This window comes from Pedobacter jaeyakensis, from assembly GCF_054461315.1.
The window spans coordinates 4,273,241-4,288,378 of sequence record NZ_CM136921.1 but is presented as its reverse complement, the minus strand read 5'-3'; the positions used below and the strand labels follow the sequence as shown (position 1 = coordinate 4,288,378).

The window sequence follows — 15,138 nt, the reverse complement described above, 5'->3', positions numbered from 1 at the left end:
GACCGGACTTGCTAGTTGCTACTGACCGTAGTTGTTATGGTACCTTTTTTATTTTTTAGGTATTTCTTCAAATATTTTTGGTGAATCTCATCTGTTTGTTTAATCCCATTAATGATCAATGCTTCACTATTTAATTGATATTTAAAGTTTTTGGTGTCCTTTAGTAGACCTTCATTACGCAGGTCTGTGGTCATATCTTGTTTCAAAGGAGCGATATCAACTTTCAAGTTACTTAGATTTACATTACCCGTAGTGGTTACGTTTACAGGTGGCGCAGGAGGGGTAGGAGCTGTCGGCGGAACAGACGCCGATGTCGGCCTGGCTGGTACGGAAGGGACAGAAGGAACCACTGGCAACGCTGGTTCCGGATATTTATCAGGATCCGCAGCATGCCTTGCTGCTTCTGCTGCATATTTATCTACATTTGCAGCGTAGTTCTTTACTTTAGCTTGGTATTTTGCTATGTCAGCCTGATACTTTTTAACATCAGCCTGGTATTTTTTCGTGTCTATCCGGCGCGCTTCATCATCATATTTCTTTGCTTCGTCATCGTATGCCTTCGCTTTCGCGGAATATCTGGCTGCATCAATTTCTGCTTTAACTGCATCAGAAATCTTCCCGTCTATTACTTTTTGCGTGGTCTTTGGGTCATTCCTAGTTGTACGCTCTTTTTTGAGAGTTGACTTAGTAGTAATTGCTTTTTTGACAACAGGCTTTTTAGTGGTGTCTTGTGTGTTGACATTTTTATAGGCTCCTAATTTTACCGAAGCTGGTTTTAAAGTAAGGTCTGCCCTTGTTTCGCTGCTCTTTATACTGCTAAATGCCGCTGTTAAAACTAACGATGAAACTAAGACTATCGCCAGTATTACTTTCTCAACTCTGTTAAGAGAGGAATTGCTATTAAAAACCAACCGGCCCACACGCTCTTTTAAGGAGTTTTTTCTTCCGGTTATGGCCATTGCATGCACTGGTTGATTTGCTTTAAATTCTTGACAGGAAATAAGAGCCTTGATGTATTGATGTTTACTCTCTGTGCAGGAGAGCGCAAGATCATCACAGCAGTTTTCACGTTCTTCCTTGATTAATTTCGACAACCACAGCACTCCAGGGTTGAAGAAAAATACAATTTCTACCAGACTTTGTAAGAGGTTCACCAAGTAATCGTTTCGTTTAAGATGTGCCAGTTCATGGCTCAATATGGCTTCTACCTCCTGAAGTGTCAAGCCGTTCAGCATACCAAGGGGAACCAGTATCACTGGTTTAAAGTGCCCGACTATCATAGGTACTTTTGCCAGACCTGAATGAAGTATCTGAATATGTTTTGTTATTTCTAATTTAAAAGCCAGTTCAGCTACTTTATTTTCCCAGTAAGACCCTGCTCTGATGACACTCGTTTTCTTTAAATAATAAATCGTATGCAATCCTGCCATTAGCTGAACACACTTTGCGCAGATAATTAGAAACCATATCAGGACAATTTGATTGGAATAATGGCCCCAAAATCCAATCATGGCTTTAAGAGTTATTAAATAGCCACTATCTGTATTTCCTTTTGTTGCGGCTGGTGATAAATTCCTATTCACTTCAGCAATTGCTGTATGCTGATTTATCCCAGAAGTTTCAACTGTTTTGTTGCTTAGCTCGTAACAGAACACAATAGCAATGCTGATCATAAATAACGTAAGCGCCATTGTAAGCAGGTTATACCTAAGTGTTGCAGTACTTTTCTTTGTGGCAACAATGATCACGCTGGTTAGCAAGGCCAGGGTCAATCCCATCCATAGAGAATGAAGAAGAGTGCGGTAAATGGCAGTTTGAAATTCCATAATTGTTATTGATTAATTATTCGAATTATTGATCTAGTTTCTTTAACATTTCTTTAATTGCGTCCAGGTCTTCCTTAGAAGTCTCCGTATTCCCTAGAACTTGCATGACCAGGTTAGATGCTGATCCTTTATATAAGGTATTTACAAATCGGTTTAGTAACTGATCCTTTGTTTTTTCTTCCGCCTCTACCGGGATATAAATATGTTTCATTTGACTCTCATCGCGTTTAAGGATACCCTTATCTGCCATAATCTGCATTTGTTTCAGTGTAGAAGTATAATTTACATCACGTTGCTCATTCAGTTTATCGTTTACAAAGCGTACTGTAGAGGGACCAAATTCCCATAAAACTTGGAGTATCTCCAACTCGGCCGGGGTAGGAGCAGGTATTATGATGATATCTTTTTGTTTCATATTCCAAAGGTAGGATAACTTTCGTACGAAACAAATATTATTTGATATTTTTTTTAAATAGAAAACCCGGACTATCCAATCCGGGTTTTTCAGAACCAAACATATAGATCTAACCAAACATCTATTTTCTTATTAAGGAATTGAAATATTGCCTGCCGGCTTCCAATTTTCCTGTACGTACCATCCAGGTAATTATCATAGCGATCAGCATACCCAACTATTTTACTAAACCAGCAAAGCGTTGGTAAAAAGCAGTCGGACTGTTCTCATTTTTAGGCTCGTATTTGCCTGCGATAATGGGAATATAAATTACCCTTCTGCGGCTTTCCTCGCCAATAATTCTTGATTGAGCCACCCTATGCCATAACCTTCCGTCGTGTATGGTAAGGTCACCAGCCTCTGGAGTAATGGCCATTTCCTCTTTATCTGCATTGTTGTCAAGAAAGTATCTTTTACGAAACAACATATTGTAAATTCCTTGTTTATGTGTGCCGGGAAGTATTCTTAGTCCGCCATTTTCCGGTTTTAAAGTACTTAAGTGTATTCCAACATTGAGCATTGGATTGAGCTTTTGTCCTTGAAAGATGTCCCTTAGCCCATCTGTGTGCCATCCCATTTGGGTAAACTTACTTTCCGGTCCATTTACATAATGATTTAGCACCATACCGTCTTTTTCCTCAGTACCAAGTCTAGCTCCATTGCCAATAAGACTGAGCAATACATCAAAGCGGGGATCTTTTGCCAATTCGGCGAAAAGATTGTGATGCTGATTGATAAAAGCAAAGCGCTGTACAATTTCGGTACCGTCCAGATCTTTTCCGTATTTAACTGGTATACCATTGACTTTTACCCGTTGATTTTCTATCCAATCTTTTTGTACGGATTTTGAAGCCTGAATGATGTCTGTAACAGTTTCTGACTTGATAAAATTCTTAAAATGTATGAATCCATTCTTGTTAAAGAAATCGTATTGTTCCTGAGTTATAGTGTCGGCTAATATGAATTTTGGATATGACTTTTCCATTGTTGATGTTGTTAATAGTAAAAAGATGTTGATTAACGCTCCGTGCTGATCAGATAATAATAGCCAGGGGAGGTAGAAATTGGATCAGTATTATTTACAGATCAACAACAACAACAGCAACAAGCCGCCCCTTTGGGGTTGGGCATTCGCATTCGGAATGCGTAGAATATGTGTTGCGATTTAGTCATTTAAATAAAATCTACTATTTTAGTAGACATTACAAATGTATGGAAATATTTATAATATCAAATTATTTTAAAATATTTTTTATTTCTTATAAATACTGGCACTAATACGTTCTACAAGGCGTTTTGGTAGAAATGTCGCGCCCGCAGCGGAAAGTTTATTGATGAAGCCTGGTATGATTTCAGCTTTCTTTTGGAACATTCCATGAAGGCCAATTCTTGCAACGGTGCCTGGGCTCATATTGAAATTATCCGCAAGTTCAGCCAACATGTCTAATCCGGCGCGACTAGCAAACCCGGTATCAGTTGGACCTGGTGATAGGCAGGTTACGGATACATTACTATCTTTTAGCTCATACCTCAGCGCCCTGGTAAAAGATAAAATAAATGATTTGGTGGCTGCATATATAGCCATAGCTGGCATTGCCTGATAAGCCGCGGTACTGCAGATGTTCAAAATATAAGCCTGGTTTTGCTCATGTAATCTAGGTAATAAAATATGGGTTAGTTCCACAACTGCATTTACATTAAGTCTGATCATCTCCATCTGTTCATCCAGCTTGAGCGTATCAAATTGCCCAAAAATTCCAAAACCGGCATTGTTAACCAATATAGAAAAGTTTGAAGTATGTTCGGTGCACCATTCCGCTACACGATATGATGAACCTGGCATTGATAAGTCATTCGATAAATAGTGAACTTTTACCTGGTACTTTTCTTGAATTAAGCTGGCGAGAGACGAAAGCTCAGTTTCTGAACGTGCAACTAGTAATAAGTGATATCCAAGTTCAGCCAGTTGAATAGCTATTTCCTTTCCGATTCCTTTACTCGCACCTGTAACTAAAGCATATTTATCCATGATGTTTCAAATGTAATTAATGTTTAACAAACTGAGTCTTTATATGCGGTAAGCACCTGGTGCAAAACTGGTGTGTTTTTTAAAGAAATTGCTGAAATGCGACGGCGCTTCAAATCCCAGGCTATAACTAATTTCTGATATATTCCAATCTGTATGTTTTAACAAGGCTATCGCTTCTGTGGTTAACCGCTCTGAAATGTGAGCGGTTGTAGTTTTCCCCGTGGCAATTTTTACTGCACGATTTAAGTGATTGGTATGTACATTTAGTTTGTCTGCAAAATCCCTCGCTGATCGCAACGAGAATTGTTGATCGCGGGATTCAATAGGGAATTGTCGTTCTAGCAACTCTCTAAATACAGATGCAATCCTTCCATTGGCGTCGGCATGCTTATATAAAGTTTCAGAAGGTTGTAACTTTAAAGCACCATGGATCAGTTCCATGATGTAATTACGTATTAAGTCGTATTTGAATACATATTCTGAATCAAGTTCATTAAGCATCTTTTTAAAGATCAATTCAAATGCCTCGTCCTGCTGCTCGTTGAGTATGTAGGCAGGTTTTCCTTGAGGCGAATACATAGGGAGGTCTATTAAACTGCCGCGGATATGTTCCGAGAAAAAGGCATCCTTAAAGATACAGAAGTAGCCGCCCTCATCTTCAGTTAATCGTTCAAAAGTGTAAGGCACTTCTGGATTAAAAAAGATGAGGGTACTTCCGTTTACTTCCAGTGTTTTATCACCATAGTGGTACAGATGTCGGCCCCGCATCAGTGTTATTTTATAAAAGTCACGGCGACTGTACTGTATAGGAGGTCTGCCGGGCAGATAACATTCTTCCATTCTAAATACATTGAAATGTCCCAGATCGCGGTTTACTCCATCATATTTGAGGTTAAATTTATTCTGGTAGAAATCCTCCAGCGTCTCTGTCCCTTCCATATTGTAAATTTAAAGCATTAATTCTCAAATCCTGTTGCAGTAGCTAACGCTTTGTAAGTTTGCATGTCTTTTTGTATCAATGCAATTTTATTTTCCGCAATTTGGTAGGCGTCAGCGCCCAGGAACAAATGTAATGCAGGATTTTCCTCTTTAGCAACTGCAATCAACAAGTCTGCAGCTTTTTCCGGATCTCCCGGCTGATTGGAATTAATATTCTGCTGATGCACAGCCTGCATTTCTCTTACGTTTTCATAGGCCGAAATTTCATGTTTTGGCGTTACTATTGAACCCTCGTCCAGAAAGTTAGTGCGGAAATATCCTGGCATTACCAGGGAAACATTGATTCCAAATGGTTTCACTTCATGTGATAAGGATTCAGTAAACCCATGTACTGCAAATTTAGTAGCGCAATAAATTCCAAAAGCAGGGAAGCCACCTGTAAAACCACCAATCGAAGAGATGTTAAAGATATGACCGTTCCTTTGTAACCTTAACTGAGGCAGTGCCTGACGTATCACATTCAATGATCCAAATACATTAACGTCGAAATTTGTTCTAGCTTCTTCGTCAGACAATTCTTCAAGCCCACCCATTAATCCGTACCCGGCGTTGTTCACCACCACATCAATGCTGCCGAAATGTGCGATGGCTTGCCATAATGCTTTTTTTACATTTTCTTCATCTACAATGTTCATTGCCAATGGTAAAAAGTTAGCGGTTTCAGTAGCTACAGCACTCTTAAGTACGTCAACGGTTCTTGAAGTCGCGGCTACATTATAGCCTTGTTCCAGCAATTTTTTTGTTAAAGTAAGGCCTAAGCCTTTAGAGGCTCCCGTAATAAACCATGTTTTTCTTGTGTTCATAATTGATAATTTTTATAACACAAAGTTGGAGGTAATTGGAGCTGCCCAGTTAGCTGTGTTCAAACATATAGTTGCAAAATTCAAACAATTTTATGGTAGATTACTTATTGTAGTCTCGGTATAAAGATGAAAAAGCTGGAACCAATTCCAGGTTTGCTCTCAAAATCAATGCGCCCTCCTTGGCGTTCTATAAATTCTTTACAAAGTACCAAACCCAATCCAACACCTCTTTCATTATTCGTACCATACGTATGTTCCGCTTTTATAGAAAATATTTTTTCCTGCTCCTTCAAGTCAATACCCTTGCCGTTGTCGCGGATAGATATTTTACATTCATCGCCAACTATTTTAGCATCAACATTAATGAGTCCACCTTGTGGCGTAAACTTTACAGAATTGCTAATTAAGTTGCGCACCACAAGTTGTAGCATATCCGGGTCGGCAAGAACCATCAGGTAAGGTGGGATGTCGTAGTAAAGTCCGATGTCTTTTTTTGCAGCATGCGTTCTTTCCATTTCTAATGTAGCCAGTAATGCAGGAAGCAAATCGAGCTCAGTTAGGTGTACAGATGATCCCTCCATTTGAGATTTCGACCAGTTTAAAAGATTCGAGAGCATGTCGGCCGCGCCATTCGTTGCCTTAAGTAGCGAATTCTCCAGCATAAGCCTGTCTTCCTTATCAACCCCGTTGTCTGCAAGCAACTCTAAATAATTTTGTATGTGCATCAATGGGGTACGCAGATCATGTGAAATAATCGACATGAGTTTGCTTTTTTCCATATTGCTTTTTTCCAATTGCGCCTTCTGCAATGAAATTTGCTCATTATTTTTTTCGATTGCGATCGTCTTTTCTTCGGCGGCTCTTTTTTCTATGTCATAACTCCGCCTGATGAATTTGATAATGATAAAAATAGCAATAACAGGAATAGGAAAAGCCGTAATACGATCTATGAACTGTCCTCTGCCGGCTGTGAATGGATATCTTACTAAAAAGGGATATTGATATTCAACTACATGTATCGCCAAAAAGGCTGTCATGTATATAAGAAGCCATTTCAGGTGCTGGCGATATGGCGATATTGCAAAAACCAATAATAAGTAAACTGGCCATATCAGATCAGTTGATCCATTAATACCTGAGTTGGTAAAGTAGTTAACTCCGAATATGATTAAGCCAACTAACCCAAATAAAGTATTGCTATGTTTTCTGCCTTCAAATCTGGAGTAATAGTACTGATGCGTAAAGAACAAGGCTATGATCAACGCTGATATGGAGCCAACATACAATCCCGCACAGAAATTATAGGGTACATAAAAGCAGTTTAATGCAATTAAGCAAATACTGATGGAATGGAAGATGCGGCTTTCCAAGGAAAATTTTGAAGAGTCTCCAATTAATTGGCGCCAAGACAGGTTCTGTCTTTTTAAATTTCGATAGTTAAGCGTGCTGAAGTTATATTTAGGCATGAATAGATAAGTCGCTCGAACTATCAAATTTAAAAGATTATTTCAATCTGCCAATTAAGATTTCTTATTGATATATCTTGTATTGAACGGTTTGTGCTATATTAGTACATGAAACAATCTTTGAAACTGCCACTTTTGGCAATGCTGGCTATTTTTAGCGCCTGTAATAGTAGCGAGAAGCAATCGGCTGCAACTACTGATACACTTTCATCTGCCAATCCATTTCTCGCTGAAAGCAAACTGCCTTATCAGGCACCTGATTTCACGAAGATTAATAATGGTGATTTTAAACCGGCCTTTGAAGAAGGCATGAAAATCCATTTGCAGGAGATCGAAAAGATCGCCGCAAATCCTGAAGCTGCAACGTTCGAGAACACACTGGTGTCTATGGAGCGTTCTGGAGCGCTACTAAACCGTGTTAACAATGTTTTTAATTTATTAACTGGAGCAAATACAAACGATACTTTACAAAAACTCCAGGAAGAAATTGCACCAAAGCTTGCCGCTCATCAGGATGCAATCTTTTTAAATGCGGATCTTTTTAAACGTATTGAAAGCATATACAACAATAGGGCAGGGCTAAAATTGGATCCGGAATCTGCACGACTTTTAGAATATCAATACCAAACATTTGTACTTGCTGGCGCCAAGTTATCTGAGGAGAATAAAAATAGCCTTAAAAAGTTCAATGAACAAGAAGCTTCACTAAGCGCAAAATTCTCTAATCAATTGCTGGCAGCTGCTAAAGCCGGCGCATTAGTGCTAAGCGATAAGTCTAAGTTGTCAGGTTTGTCAGAAGGGGACCTAAGTGCAGCAGCGCAACGTGCGAAAGATAATAAAATGGAGGGTAAATGGCTGCTTCCTTTGCAAAACACCACCACACAGCCGGCATTGCAATCGCTGGCAGATCGCAGCATACGCAAGGAACTTTTTGATGCCTCCTGGAATCGTACTGAAAAAAGCGACGCCAACGATACACGAAAAATCATTGTTGAAATAGCGAGGATTAGAGCCCAGAAAGCAAAATTAATGGGCTTCAGGGATTATGCAACTTGGAAACTGCAAGATCAAATGGCTAAAACACCAGAAGCTGTTGAGACTTTCTTCGCGAAACTAGTACCTTCTGCAACTGCTAAGGCCAATCAGGAGGCCGCGGATATTCAAGCAGTAATCGACCGCGAAAAAGGCGGATTTAAAGTGGAGGCTTACGACTGGGACTATTACGCTGAAAAGGTACGCAAAGAGAAGTATGATCTGGACGAGAGTCAGGTTAAGCCTTATTTTGAATTGAACAGCGTACTCCAAAATGGAGTTTTTTATGCTGCAACACAACTATATGGTATTACATTTAAACAGCGCACTGATTTGCCAGTTTATCACAAAGATGTGAAAGTCTACGAGCTCTTCGAAAAAGATGGCACTTCGATCGGTATTTTCTATTGCGATTACTTTAAACGCGACAATAAAAACGGTGGCGCCTGGATGAGTAATATTGTTGGGCAATCCAAACTTCTTGGCACTAAGCCAGTAATTTATAATATTTGCAACTTCACCAAACCGGCTGAAGGCCAACCGGCACTCATTAGTTTTGACGACGTAACCACCATGTTCCATGAGTTTGGACATGCACTCCATGGATTCTTTGCAAATCAGCAATATCCAACCTTATCAGGTACTAACGTGGCTCGGGATTTCGTGGAGTTTCCATCTCAATTCAACGAACACTGGTCAGTAGATCCTTTAGTCTTCAAAAACTATGCGAAGCATTATCAGACAGGTGAATTGATGCCGCAGATTTTGGTGGATAAAATTAAAAAAGCAGCAACATTTAATCAGGGCTATGGACTTACTGAAGTATTGGCAGCTGCCGCATTGGACATGCAATGGCACAAGTTGACCAGCAATGATCCTGTACAAGATGCAGATCAATTTGAAACTGCGGCATTGGAAAAGACTAAGCTAAATCTATCGTACGTTCCGCCTCGTTATCGCTCCAGTTATTTTCTGCACATCTGGGCTAATGGTTACGCTGCCGGATATTATGCGTATTTATGGACTGAGATGCTTGATAACGACGCTTTTGCCTGGTTTCAAGAAAATGGTGGGTTAAGCAGCGCAAATGGTCAGCGCTTTCGTGACATGATACTTTCAAAAGGTAATACTGAAGATTATAATAAAATGTTCAAAGCGTTTAGGGGGCACGATCCAAGCATTGCGCCAATGCAACGAAATAGGGGATTACCCGTTAAATAGAAAAAAAAGCCCTGGTTTAATTCACCAGGGCTTTTTTAAATCTGTTCTGGCTTAAACCAAGTTGTACCATCGGCTTTAATTTGCCAGGCCGTTACCGGGTTCATGTGGTACCCGCCTCCGGCACCCCGTGCTTCTGTCAGTTGCTTTAGGCTAGGCTGGATATACCCTGTTTCGTCTATTGCGCGACTTAATATTTCTGTGGGAACCCCATCCCAGCTCCACAAGTATCTGAAATAGGTATGCGCTTTACTCAGCACAGGACCCTGCAAATTGGCGTCTGCCCAGGTTTTTCCAGAGTCGGTACTAATCTCTACCCGTGTAATCACTCCCCGTCCACTCCAGGCAATTCCCCTGATTTCTATCCATCCCCTTTGTACTTTTTGCGGGTAGGATGGATAGGTGATAATTGATCTTGCGTCCATTTCCCAACTGAACATCCTGATTTTGTCTTTAACAGGATAAGTATATTTAGAGGTTTCCTCACGCGTCATGTACGGCGCATCTGATACCTCTAGTCTTCTTAACCACTTGATATTCATATTGCCTTCCCAGCCGGGAAGTAGCAACCTGGCAGGATATCCCTGTTCTGGACGCATGGCTTCCCCATTTTGCGCATAAACAATCATGGCGTCATCCCAGGCTTTTTCCATTGGGATACTTCTTGTCATTATTGCAGCATCAGATCCTTCTGCCAAGAACCAGGTAGCCTTAGGATCTACTCCAACCTCTTTAAACAGGGTAGAAAGCATTACGCCAGTCCATTCGCTTTGACTGGTTAAGCCAAGTACATCTTGCGGGGTTAGTTCTTCCTTTCCTGTGCGGAAATTACCGGCACATTCTAAAAAGCAAACACGCGTAACTGAAGGGAAGCGTTTCAGATCTGCCAAAGTAAACTTCATAGGAGTATCTACCATTCCATGGATCAGCAGCTCATATTTGTTTGGGTCTATTTTTGGAACACCTGCATGATGCCGCTCGTAATGAAGATCTGAAGGAGTGATGGTTCCATAAAAATCCTGCAACGGAGTTCGTGAAGACGTTTCTGAGAACTTGCGGACAGGCGCTTCAAACGTGGAGCGTTTTCCCACAGCACTTGGACCGGGCCCAATTACTTTTGTCGGATCATCGGGAATCACTTCTTCAATTGGTAAACCTTTTTGAATCTGTTTCGCAAATGTTTCCTTCATTGGTATAACGGCTGCAGCAACTACACCGCCCAATAAGGTACGTCTACTCATTTTGTTTTCTTCCATGATACATTATTTAACTTCAGGTCCGCCTTTTCTATCATCCATAATAAAAAGCTTTTTTGCAGGCATCACTACCTTGGGCAATGTTTTAGCATTGAGAATATCGGATTGCTTAATGATTTTATTGGCATGGAGAAGGTATGCAGTGATGCTATATACCTCATCGTTTGTGAGCGTACCTGGCGCATTATATGGCATGGCTCTCCTTAAGTAGTCAAATATTGTAGTTGCATAAGGCCAATAATTTCCAATCGCCTTCGGACGGCTTCTTGCAGAGGTATCACTAACCAGCAGTGGCGCTGGCAATTTTAATTTAGCAAGATCAGTGTCATTGTTACCGTGGCACATCGCACATTTAGATAGGTATAAAGACTTTCCCTTTAGGGCATCACCCTGGCCTGCCGGCAACCCTTTGCCATCTGGCCTTACGTCGATATCCCATACCGAAATCTCCTTTAGCGTAGCTAAACGTCCAAAGCTATATTTTGACGGTGTCTTAATTTCTTTTTTCTCGACATTGCGAGGCTGTTGTGCTGAGACTTTTGCCATCGCTGTCAGTATTATTAAGCAGGTTACCAGGAAGTCCTTAAATTTCATTTTAGGCTGCAATACTATTTGTGCAGACAATAATAAGAATAATCTACTAAATCAGTAGATTTAATTTGTTTTTATTGAAAATGCTTTTAGATTTGCAGGATCACAGGTTATTTAACTAAAATTCTAGCAATGGTTACAAAATTACTTAACGAACAAAAGCATTCAATTTTCCGCAGTACGATGGAGTTCTCCATTCGTTGTTGTTGCTGATCCGGGCAATAGCCAATCCTTAAAGTATTAAAAAAATAAAGACAGGATAAATCCTGCCTTTATTGTGCACTCAGTATGCAACGCCAATCACTTACTGAATTGCCAGTTTCAATCAACGATTTATTAATTAAAACTTTTTAAAGTTATGCAAAATTTTAAAAAGGACAGGCATGTTTTTGCTGCCTGCTCCTTTGTGAAAGCACTGCTGTTAAGCAGCGTTTTCCTCGCGTCATTTCTGATGCCCGAAATCTCAAAGTCCCAAGACAAACCCTTGATCAATTCCATATTAAATGGCCAGATAGTCGACGCCAAAACTAATATTTCTGTGCCTGGGGCTACGGTGCAAATAAAAGGTACAACTCATTCTGTGCAAACAAACGCAAACGGTGCTTTCAGCTTCAAAACCGGTCAGCCTTTTCCTTATACACTCATTGTATCTTATACTGGGTACAAGACGAAAGAATATGTTGCCGATGGAAGTCCGGTCACCATTATTCTCGAAGAAGATCTGAATGAGTTAAATGAAGTCCAGGTTGTGGGCTACACGCAAACCAAGAAAGGTTCAAAAACATCGGCAATTACAACGTTGTCTGCTGAAGATATTGGTAAGGCATCTTATACCAGTGTAACTGAGAAATTGCAGGGCCAGGTGCCTGGATTACTCGTTTCAAGCAATAGTGGCGTACCCGGAACTTCCGTATTGGTAAGGCTAAGGGGCGCCATATCTATTACTGGAGGTAATGATCCGTTATATGTGGTGGACGGTGTTTTTGTCAACAATGAAAACTTGCAGGGACTTTCACGCGGTCTCGGTGGACAAACACCTAACCCGTTGTCGGACTTAAATCCGGATGATATAGAAAGTGTTTCGGTGTTAAAAGATGCAAATGCTACAGCTGTATATGGGGCCAGAGGTGCTAATGGGGTAATTTTGATCAGCACAAAAAGAGGTGCTAAAAATTCCAGAACAAAGTTCAATTTCGCCGCTGATTATGGTTTGGGCAAGGCATATAACCTTTGGGAACTCGTTAACGGGCCTGAGCATGCTGCGCTCGTAAATCTGGTTCATATTAATGATGGCCTTCCTTACGAGCGACGCCCCTTTAGGCCAGTTACAGAAGTAATCGCAGGCTTCCCCGCATACGGTAATCCAGAAGATCAGCAGACTTACGACCGTTTAAGTGATATTTTCAGGGTTGCACAATCACAGCGCTACAACCTCTCTATATCCGGAGGTGATGCCAAGACTAATTTTTATATCGGGGCTGAGTATCAAGATCAGGAATCTACACTAAAGCTACAGGACTTTAACCGTTATTCTTTTCGGATAAATCTGGATCATTCCGTAAACCAGAAATTTAAAATAGGGACCAGCAATAACCTCAGTAGTGTACCCAGAAGATTGGTAAGGGTGGGTGATGGACCTGCCGGTTTATTCCAGGCTGCATTACACACGCCTACGTTCTATCCTTTCTACAATCCCGACGGCACATTTACGAAACCTACCGTCTTTGATAATCATATTGCTATTTTGGAGAATTCAGATACCCATTCCAACAGTTTGAGAAGCATCAATAACTTGTATGGAACTTATAATTTCCTGCCAAACCTGTCTTTCAAATCTTCGTTGAGCAATGATTATAACTTGTATAAAGAAAATGCCTATTACAATACCAATCTTGTATATGGTCAGCCGGCTGGAGAAGCAAATGATGTACTCACCTCCAAACAATCCCTTATTGCAGAGCAACTGATCAATTATTCTTTGTTTAAGGAGAAAAATGATTTCTCGTTTTTTCTTGGAAACTCCATACAATATACCAGTCAGGAGCGTCAAACGCTTACAGGGACCGGATTTCCTAGTAATCAGTTTAAGCGAATCACTTCGGCTGCGGTGCAAACAGCATCCTCAACCGGAACCGATTATGGATTGATCTCCTTTTTTACAGGGGCTAATTTTACGCACGATAACCGTTACATTCTGGATGTAAATGCAAGATACGATGCTTCCTCAAGGTTCGGTTCTAACAACAGGTGGGGCTTTTTCCCTTCTATAGGTTTGGGCTGGAACATCAGCAATGAGTCCTTTTTTCCAAAAACAGACGTCGTTAAAAATATTAAGATCAAAACCAGTTACGGATATACGGGTAATCAGGATATAGGAGATTTTGCAGCAAGAGGTCTTTGGGCAGGTGGCAGGAACTACCTTGAGCAACCGGGCATTGCGCCAAGTCAGCTTGGAAATAAAGACCTTAAATGGGAAACTACCAGTCAGTTCAATGCGGGTCTGTCAGGCGGTTTACTGGATAACAGGCTCTCATTCGAATTTGACTACTACCGCAAATATACTACCGATCTATTAATGGATGTCCCCGTTGCGGCCAAAACGGGCTTCTCTACTGTTTATCAGAATGTAGGAGAGATTAGCAATACCGGTGTAGAACTATTGCTGAGCTCCCAAAATGTGAAAACAACTGATTTTAAATGGAATACCACCTTGACAATTTCTCACAATAGAAATATCGTTGAAAAGATTAACAATCCCATAACCGGTAGTTACGGAATGTATCGTACCGAGCAAGGTTTTCCGCTTTATTCCATTTGGGTATACAATTATCTTGGGGTAGATCCGCAAACCGGTAATGCCCGTTTTGAAGATGTTACTGGCGACGGCAAGATAACGGCCGACGATAGGAAAATTGTAGGTGATGCCTGGCCAAACTTTGAGGGAGCCTTTAAAAATACATTCAACTATAAAGCATTTGATTTGAATGTTAACTTCGTTTATAAGTCCGGTAACCACCTGTTTAATTATACCGCGCTTTTCCTGGAAGCGGGAGGCACGCGTGGTGTAACCCGGTCCATTCAAAAAAGCTCGCTGAATTATTGGAAGAATCCCGGCGATGTAGATGTATTACCAAGACCTACCTCGGTTCGTAATGCTGACGGAAGCCTTAATTACGAGGGAAATACCAGTAGATTTTTTGAAGATGCTTCTTTTATCCGTTTGCGTGATATTACGATTGGATACAGTCTTCCTAAAGGAATTGTATCCAGGTTAAAAATCAATAATGCAAGATTTTATCTTACTGGAAGCAACCTGTTTACCATTACTAAATATTCAGGTCCAGATCCTGAAACCAATTCTGCAGGAGATAGCGCAAATGGTCTGGTTCAGGGGCTCGACTTCAACGGAGTGCCACAGACAAAGAGTTTAAATCTCGGAATCAATTTCACATTTTAATTAAAAG

The 15,138-nt window shown here is 40.6% G+C and carries 11 protein-coding genes; 2 read left to right on the top strand and 9 right to left on the bottom strand.

What is annotated here, in order from left to right:
- Positions 1-11: 11 nt before the first annotated feature.
- The 7 genes from ACXZ1K_RS18945 to ACXZ1K_RS18915 form a co-directional block, all read right to left on the bottom strand.
- Complete coding sequence (locus ACXZ1K_RS18945; RefSeq protein WP_458971254.1) at positions 12-1,826, bottom strand: M56 family metallopeptidase; 1,815 nt, start codon at positions 1,824-1,826, stop codon at positions 12-14.
- A gap of 25 nt (positions 1,827-1,851) precedes the next feature.
- A complete protein-coding gene (locus tag ACXZ1K_RS18940) occupies positions 1,852-2,241 on the bottom strand; it encodes a BlaI/MecI/CopY family transcriptional regulator (RefSeq protein ID WP_458971253.1) in 390 nt (129 codons plus the stop codon).
- Between the two features lie 217 nt (positions 2,242-2,458).
- Positions 2,459-3,265 (bottom strand): phytanoyl-CoA dioxygenase family protein, encoded by an 807-nt coding sequence (locus ACXZ1K_RS18935; protein ID WP_458971252.1) that lies wholly within the window; start codon positions 3,263-3,265, stop codon positions 2,459-2,461.
- Positions 3,266-3,532: 267 nt separating this feature from the next.
- Positions 3,533-4,309: an SDR family NAD(P)-dependent oxidoreductase gene (locus ACXZ1K_RS18930; RefSeq protein WP_458971251.1), complete on the bottom strand. Its 777-nt coding sequence runs from the start codon at positions 4,307-4,309 to the stop codon at positions 3,533-3,535.
- A gap of 39 nt (positions 4,310-4,348) precedes the next feature.
- Positions 4,349-5,248, bottom strand: coding sequence for a helix-turn-helix domain-containing protein (locus ACXZ1K_RS18925; protein WP_458971250.1), 900 nt, complete (start codon positions 5,246-5,248; stop codon positions 4,349-4,351).
- Between the two features lie 17 nt (positions 5,249-5,265).
- On the bottom strand, positions 5,266-6,111 hold the full coding sequence (locus ACXZ1K_RS18920; RefSeq protein WP_458971249.1) for an SDR family oxidoreductase: 846 nt from the start codon (positions 6,109-6,111) through the stop codon (positions 5,266-5,268).
- Positions 6,112-6,215: 104 nt separating this feature from the next.
- Positions 6,216-7,481 (bottom strand): sensor histidine kinase, encoded by a 1,266-nt coding sequence (locus tag ACXZ1K_RS18915; RefSeq protein WP_458971248.1) that lies wholly within the window; start codon positions 7,479-7,481, stop codon positions 6,216-6,218.
- A 204-nt stretch (positions 7,482-7,685) separates the two neighbouring features.
- Here ACXZ1K_RS18915 and dcp point away from each other — a divergent pair, with 204 nt between their 5' ends.
- On the top strand, positions 7,686-9,830 hold the full coding sequence (gene dcp, locus ACXZ1K_RS18910) for a peptidyl-dipeptidase Dcp (RefSeq protein ID WP_458971247.1): 2,145 nt from the start codon (positions 7,686-7,688) through the stop codon (positions 9,828-9,830).
- 35 nt (positions 9,831-9,865) lie between these two features.
- On the opposite strand, the gene soxC is transcribed toward dcp, so the two are convergent.
- Both soxC and ACXZ1K_RS18900 read right to left on the bottom strand, forming a co-directional pair.
- On the bottom strand, positions 9,866-11,083 hold the full coding sequence (gene soxC, locus ACXZ1K_RS18905) for a sulfite dehydrogenase (RefSeq protein ID WP_458971246.1): 1,218 nt from the start codon (positions 11,081-11,083) through the stop codon (positions 9,866-9,868).
- A gap of 6 nt (positions 11,084-11,089) precedes the next feature.
- Positions 11,090-11,629, bottom strand: a complete 540-nt coding sequence (locus ACXZ1K_RS18900) for a c-type cytochrome (protein ID WP_458971245.1) — start codon at positions 11,627-11,629, stop codon at positions 11,090-11,092.
- A 403-nt stretch (positions 11,630-12,032) separates the two neighbouring features.
- On the opposite strand from ACXZ1K_RS18900, the gene ACXZ1K_RS18895 reads away from it, so the two are divergent.
- Positions 12,033-15,131: a SusC/RagA family TonB-linked outer membrane protein gene (locus ACXZ1K_RS18895; RefSeq protein ID WP_458971244.1), complete on the top strand. Its 3,099-nt coding sequence runs from the start codon at positions 12,033-12,035 to the stop codon at positions 15,129-15,131.
- The last annotated feature ends 7 nt before the right edge of the window (positions 15,132-15,138 follow it).

Bases quoted from the DNA above. Each gene is read 5' to 3' on its own strand.
- ACXZ1K_RS18895 (WP_458971244.1), top strand. From the start codon at position 12,033: ATGCAAAATTTTAAAAAGGACAGGCATGTTTTTGCTGCCTGCTCCTTT.
- ACXZ1K_RS18940 (WP_458971253.1), bottom strand. From the start codon at position 2,241: ATGAAACAAAAAGATATCATCATAATACCTGCTCCTACCCCGGCCGAG.
- ACXZ1K_RS18920 (WP_458971249.1), bottom strand. From the start codon at position 6,111: ATGAACACAAGAAAAACATGGTTTATTACGGGAGCCTCTAAAGGCTTA.
- ACXZ1K_RS18935 (WP_458971252.1), bottom strand. From the start codon at position 3,265: ATGGAAAAGTCATATCCAAAATTCATATTAGCCGACACTATAACTCAG.
- ACXZ1K_RS18925 (WP_458971250.1), bottom strand. From the start codon at position 5,248: ATGGAAGGGACAGAGACGCTGGAGGATTTCTACCAGAATAAATTTAAC.
- ACXZ1K_RS18945 (WP_458971254.1), bottom strand. From the start codon at position 1,826: ATGGAATTTCAAACTGCCATTTACCGCACTCTTCTTCATTCTCTATGG.
- soxC (WP_458971246.1), bottom strand. From the start codon at position 11,083: ATGGAAGAAAACAAAATGAGTAGACGTACCTTATTGGGCGGTGTAGTT.
- dcp (WP_458971247.1), top strand. From the start codon at position 7,686: ATGAAACAATCTTTGAAACTGCCACTTTTGGCAATGCTGGCTATTTTT.
- ACXZ1K_RS18930 (WP_458971251.1), bottom strand. From the start codon at position 4,309: ATGGATAAATATGCTTTAGTTACAGGTGCGAGTAAAGGAATCGGAAAG.
- ACXZ1K_RS18900 (WP_458971245.1), bottom strand. From the start codon at position 11,629: ATGGCAAAAGTCTCAGCACAACAGCCTCGCAATGTCGAGAAAAAAGAA.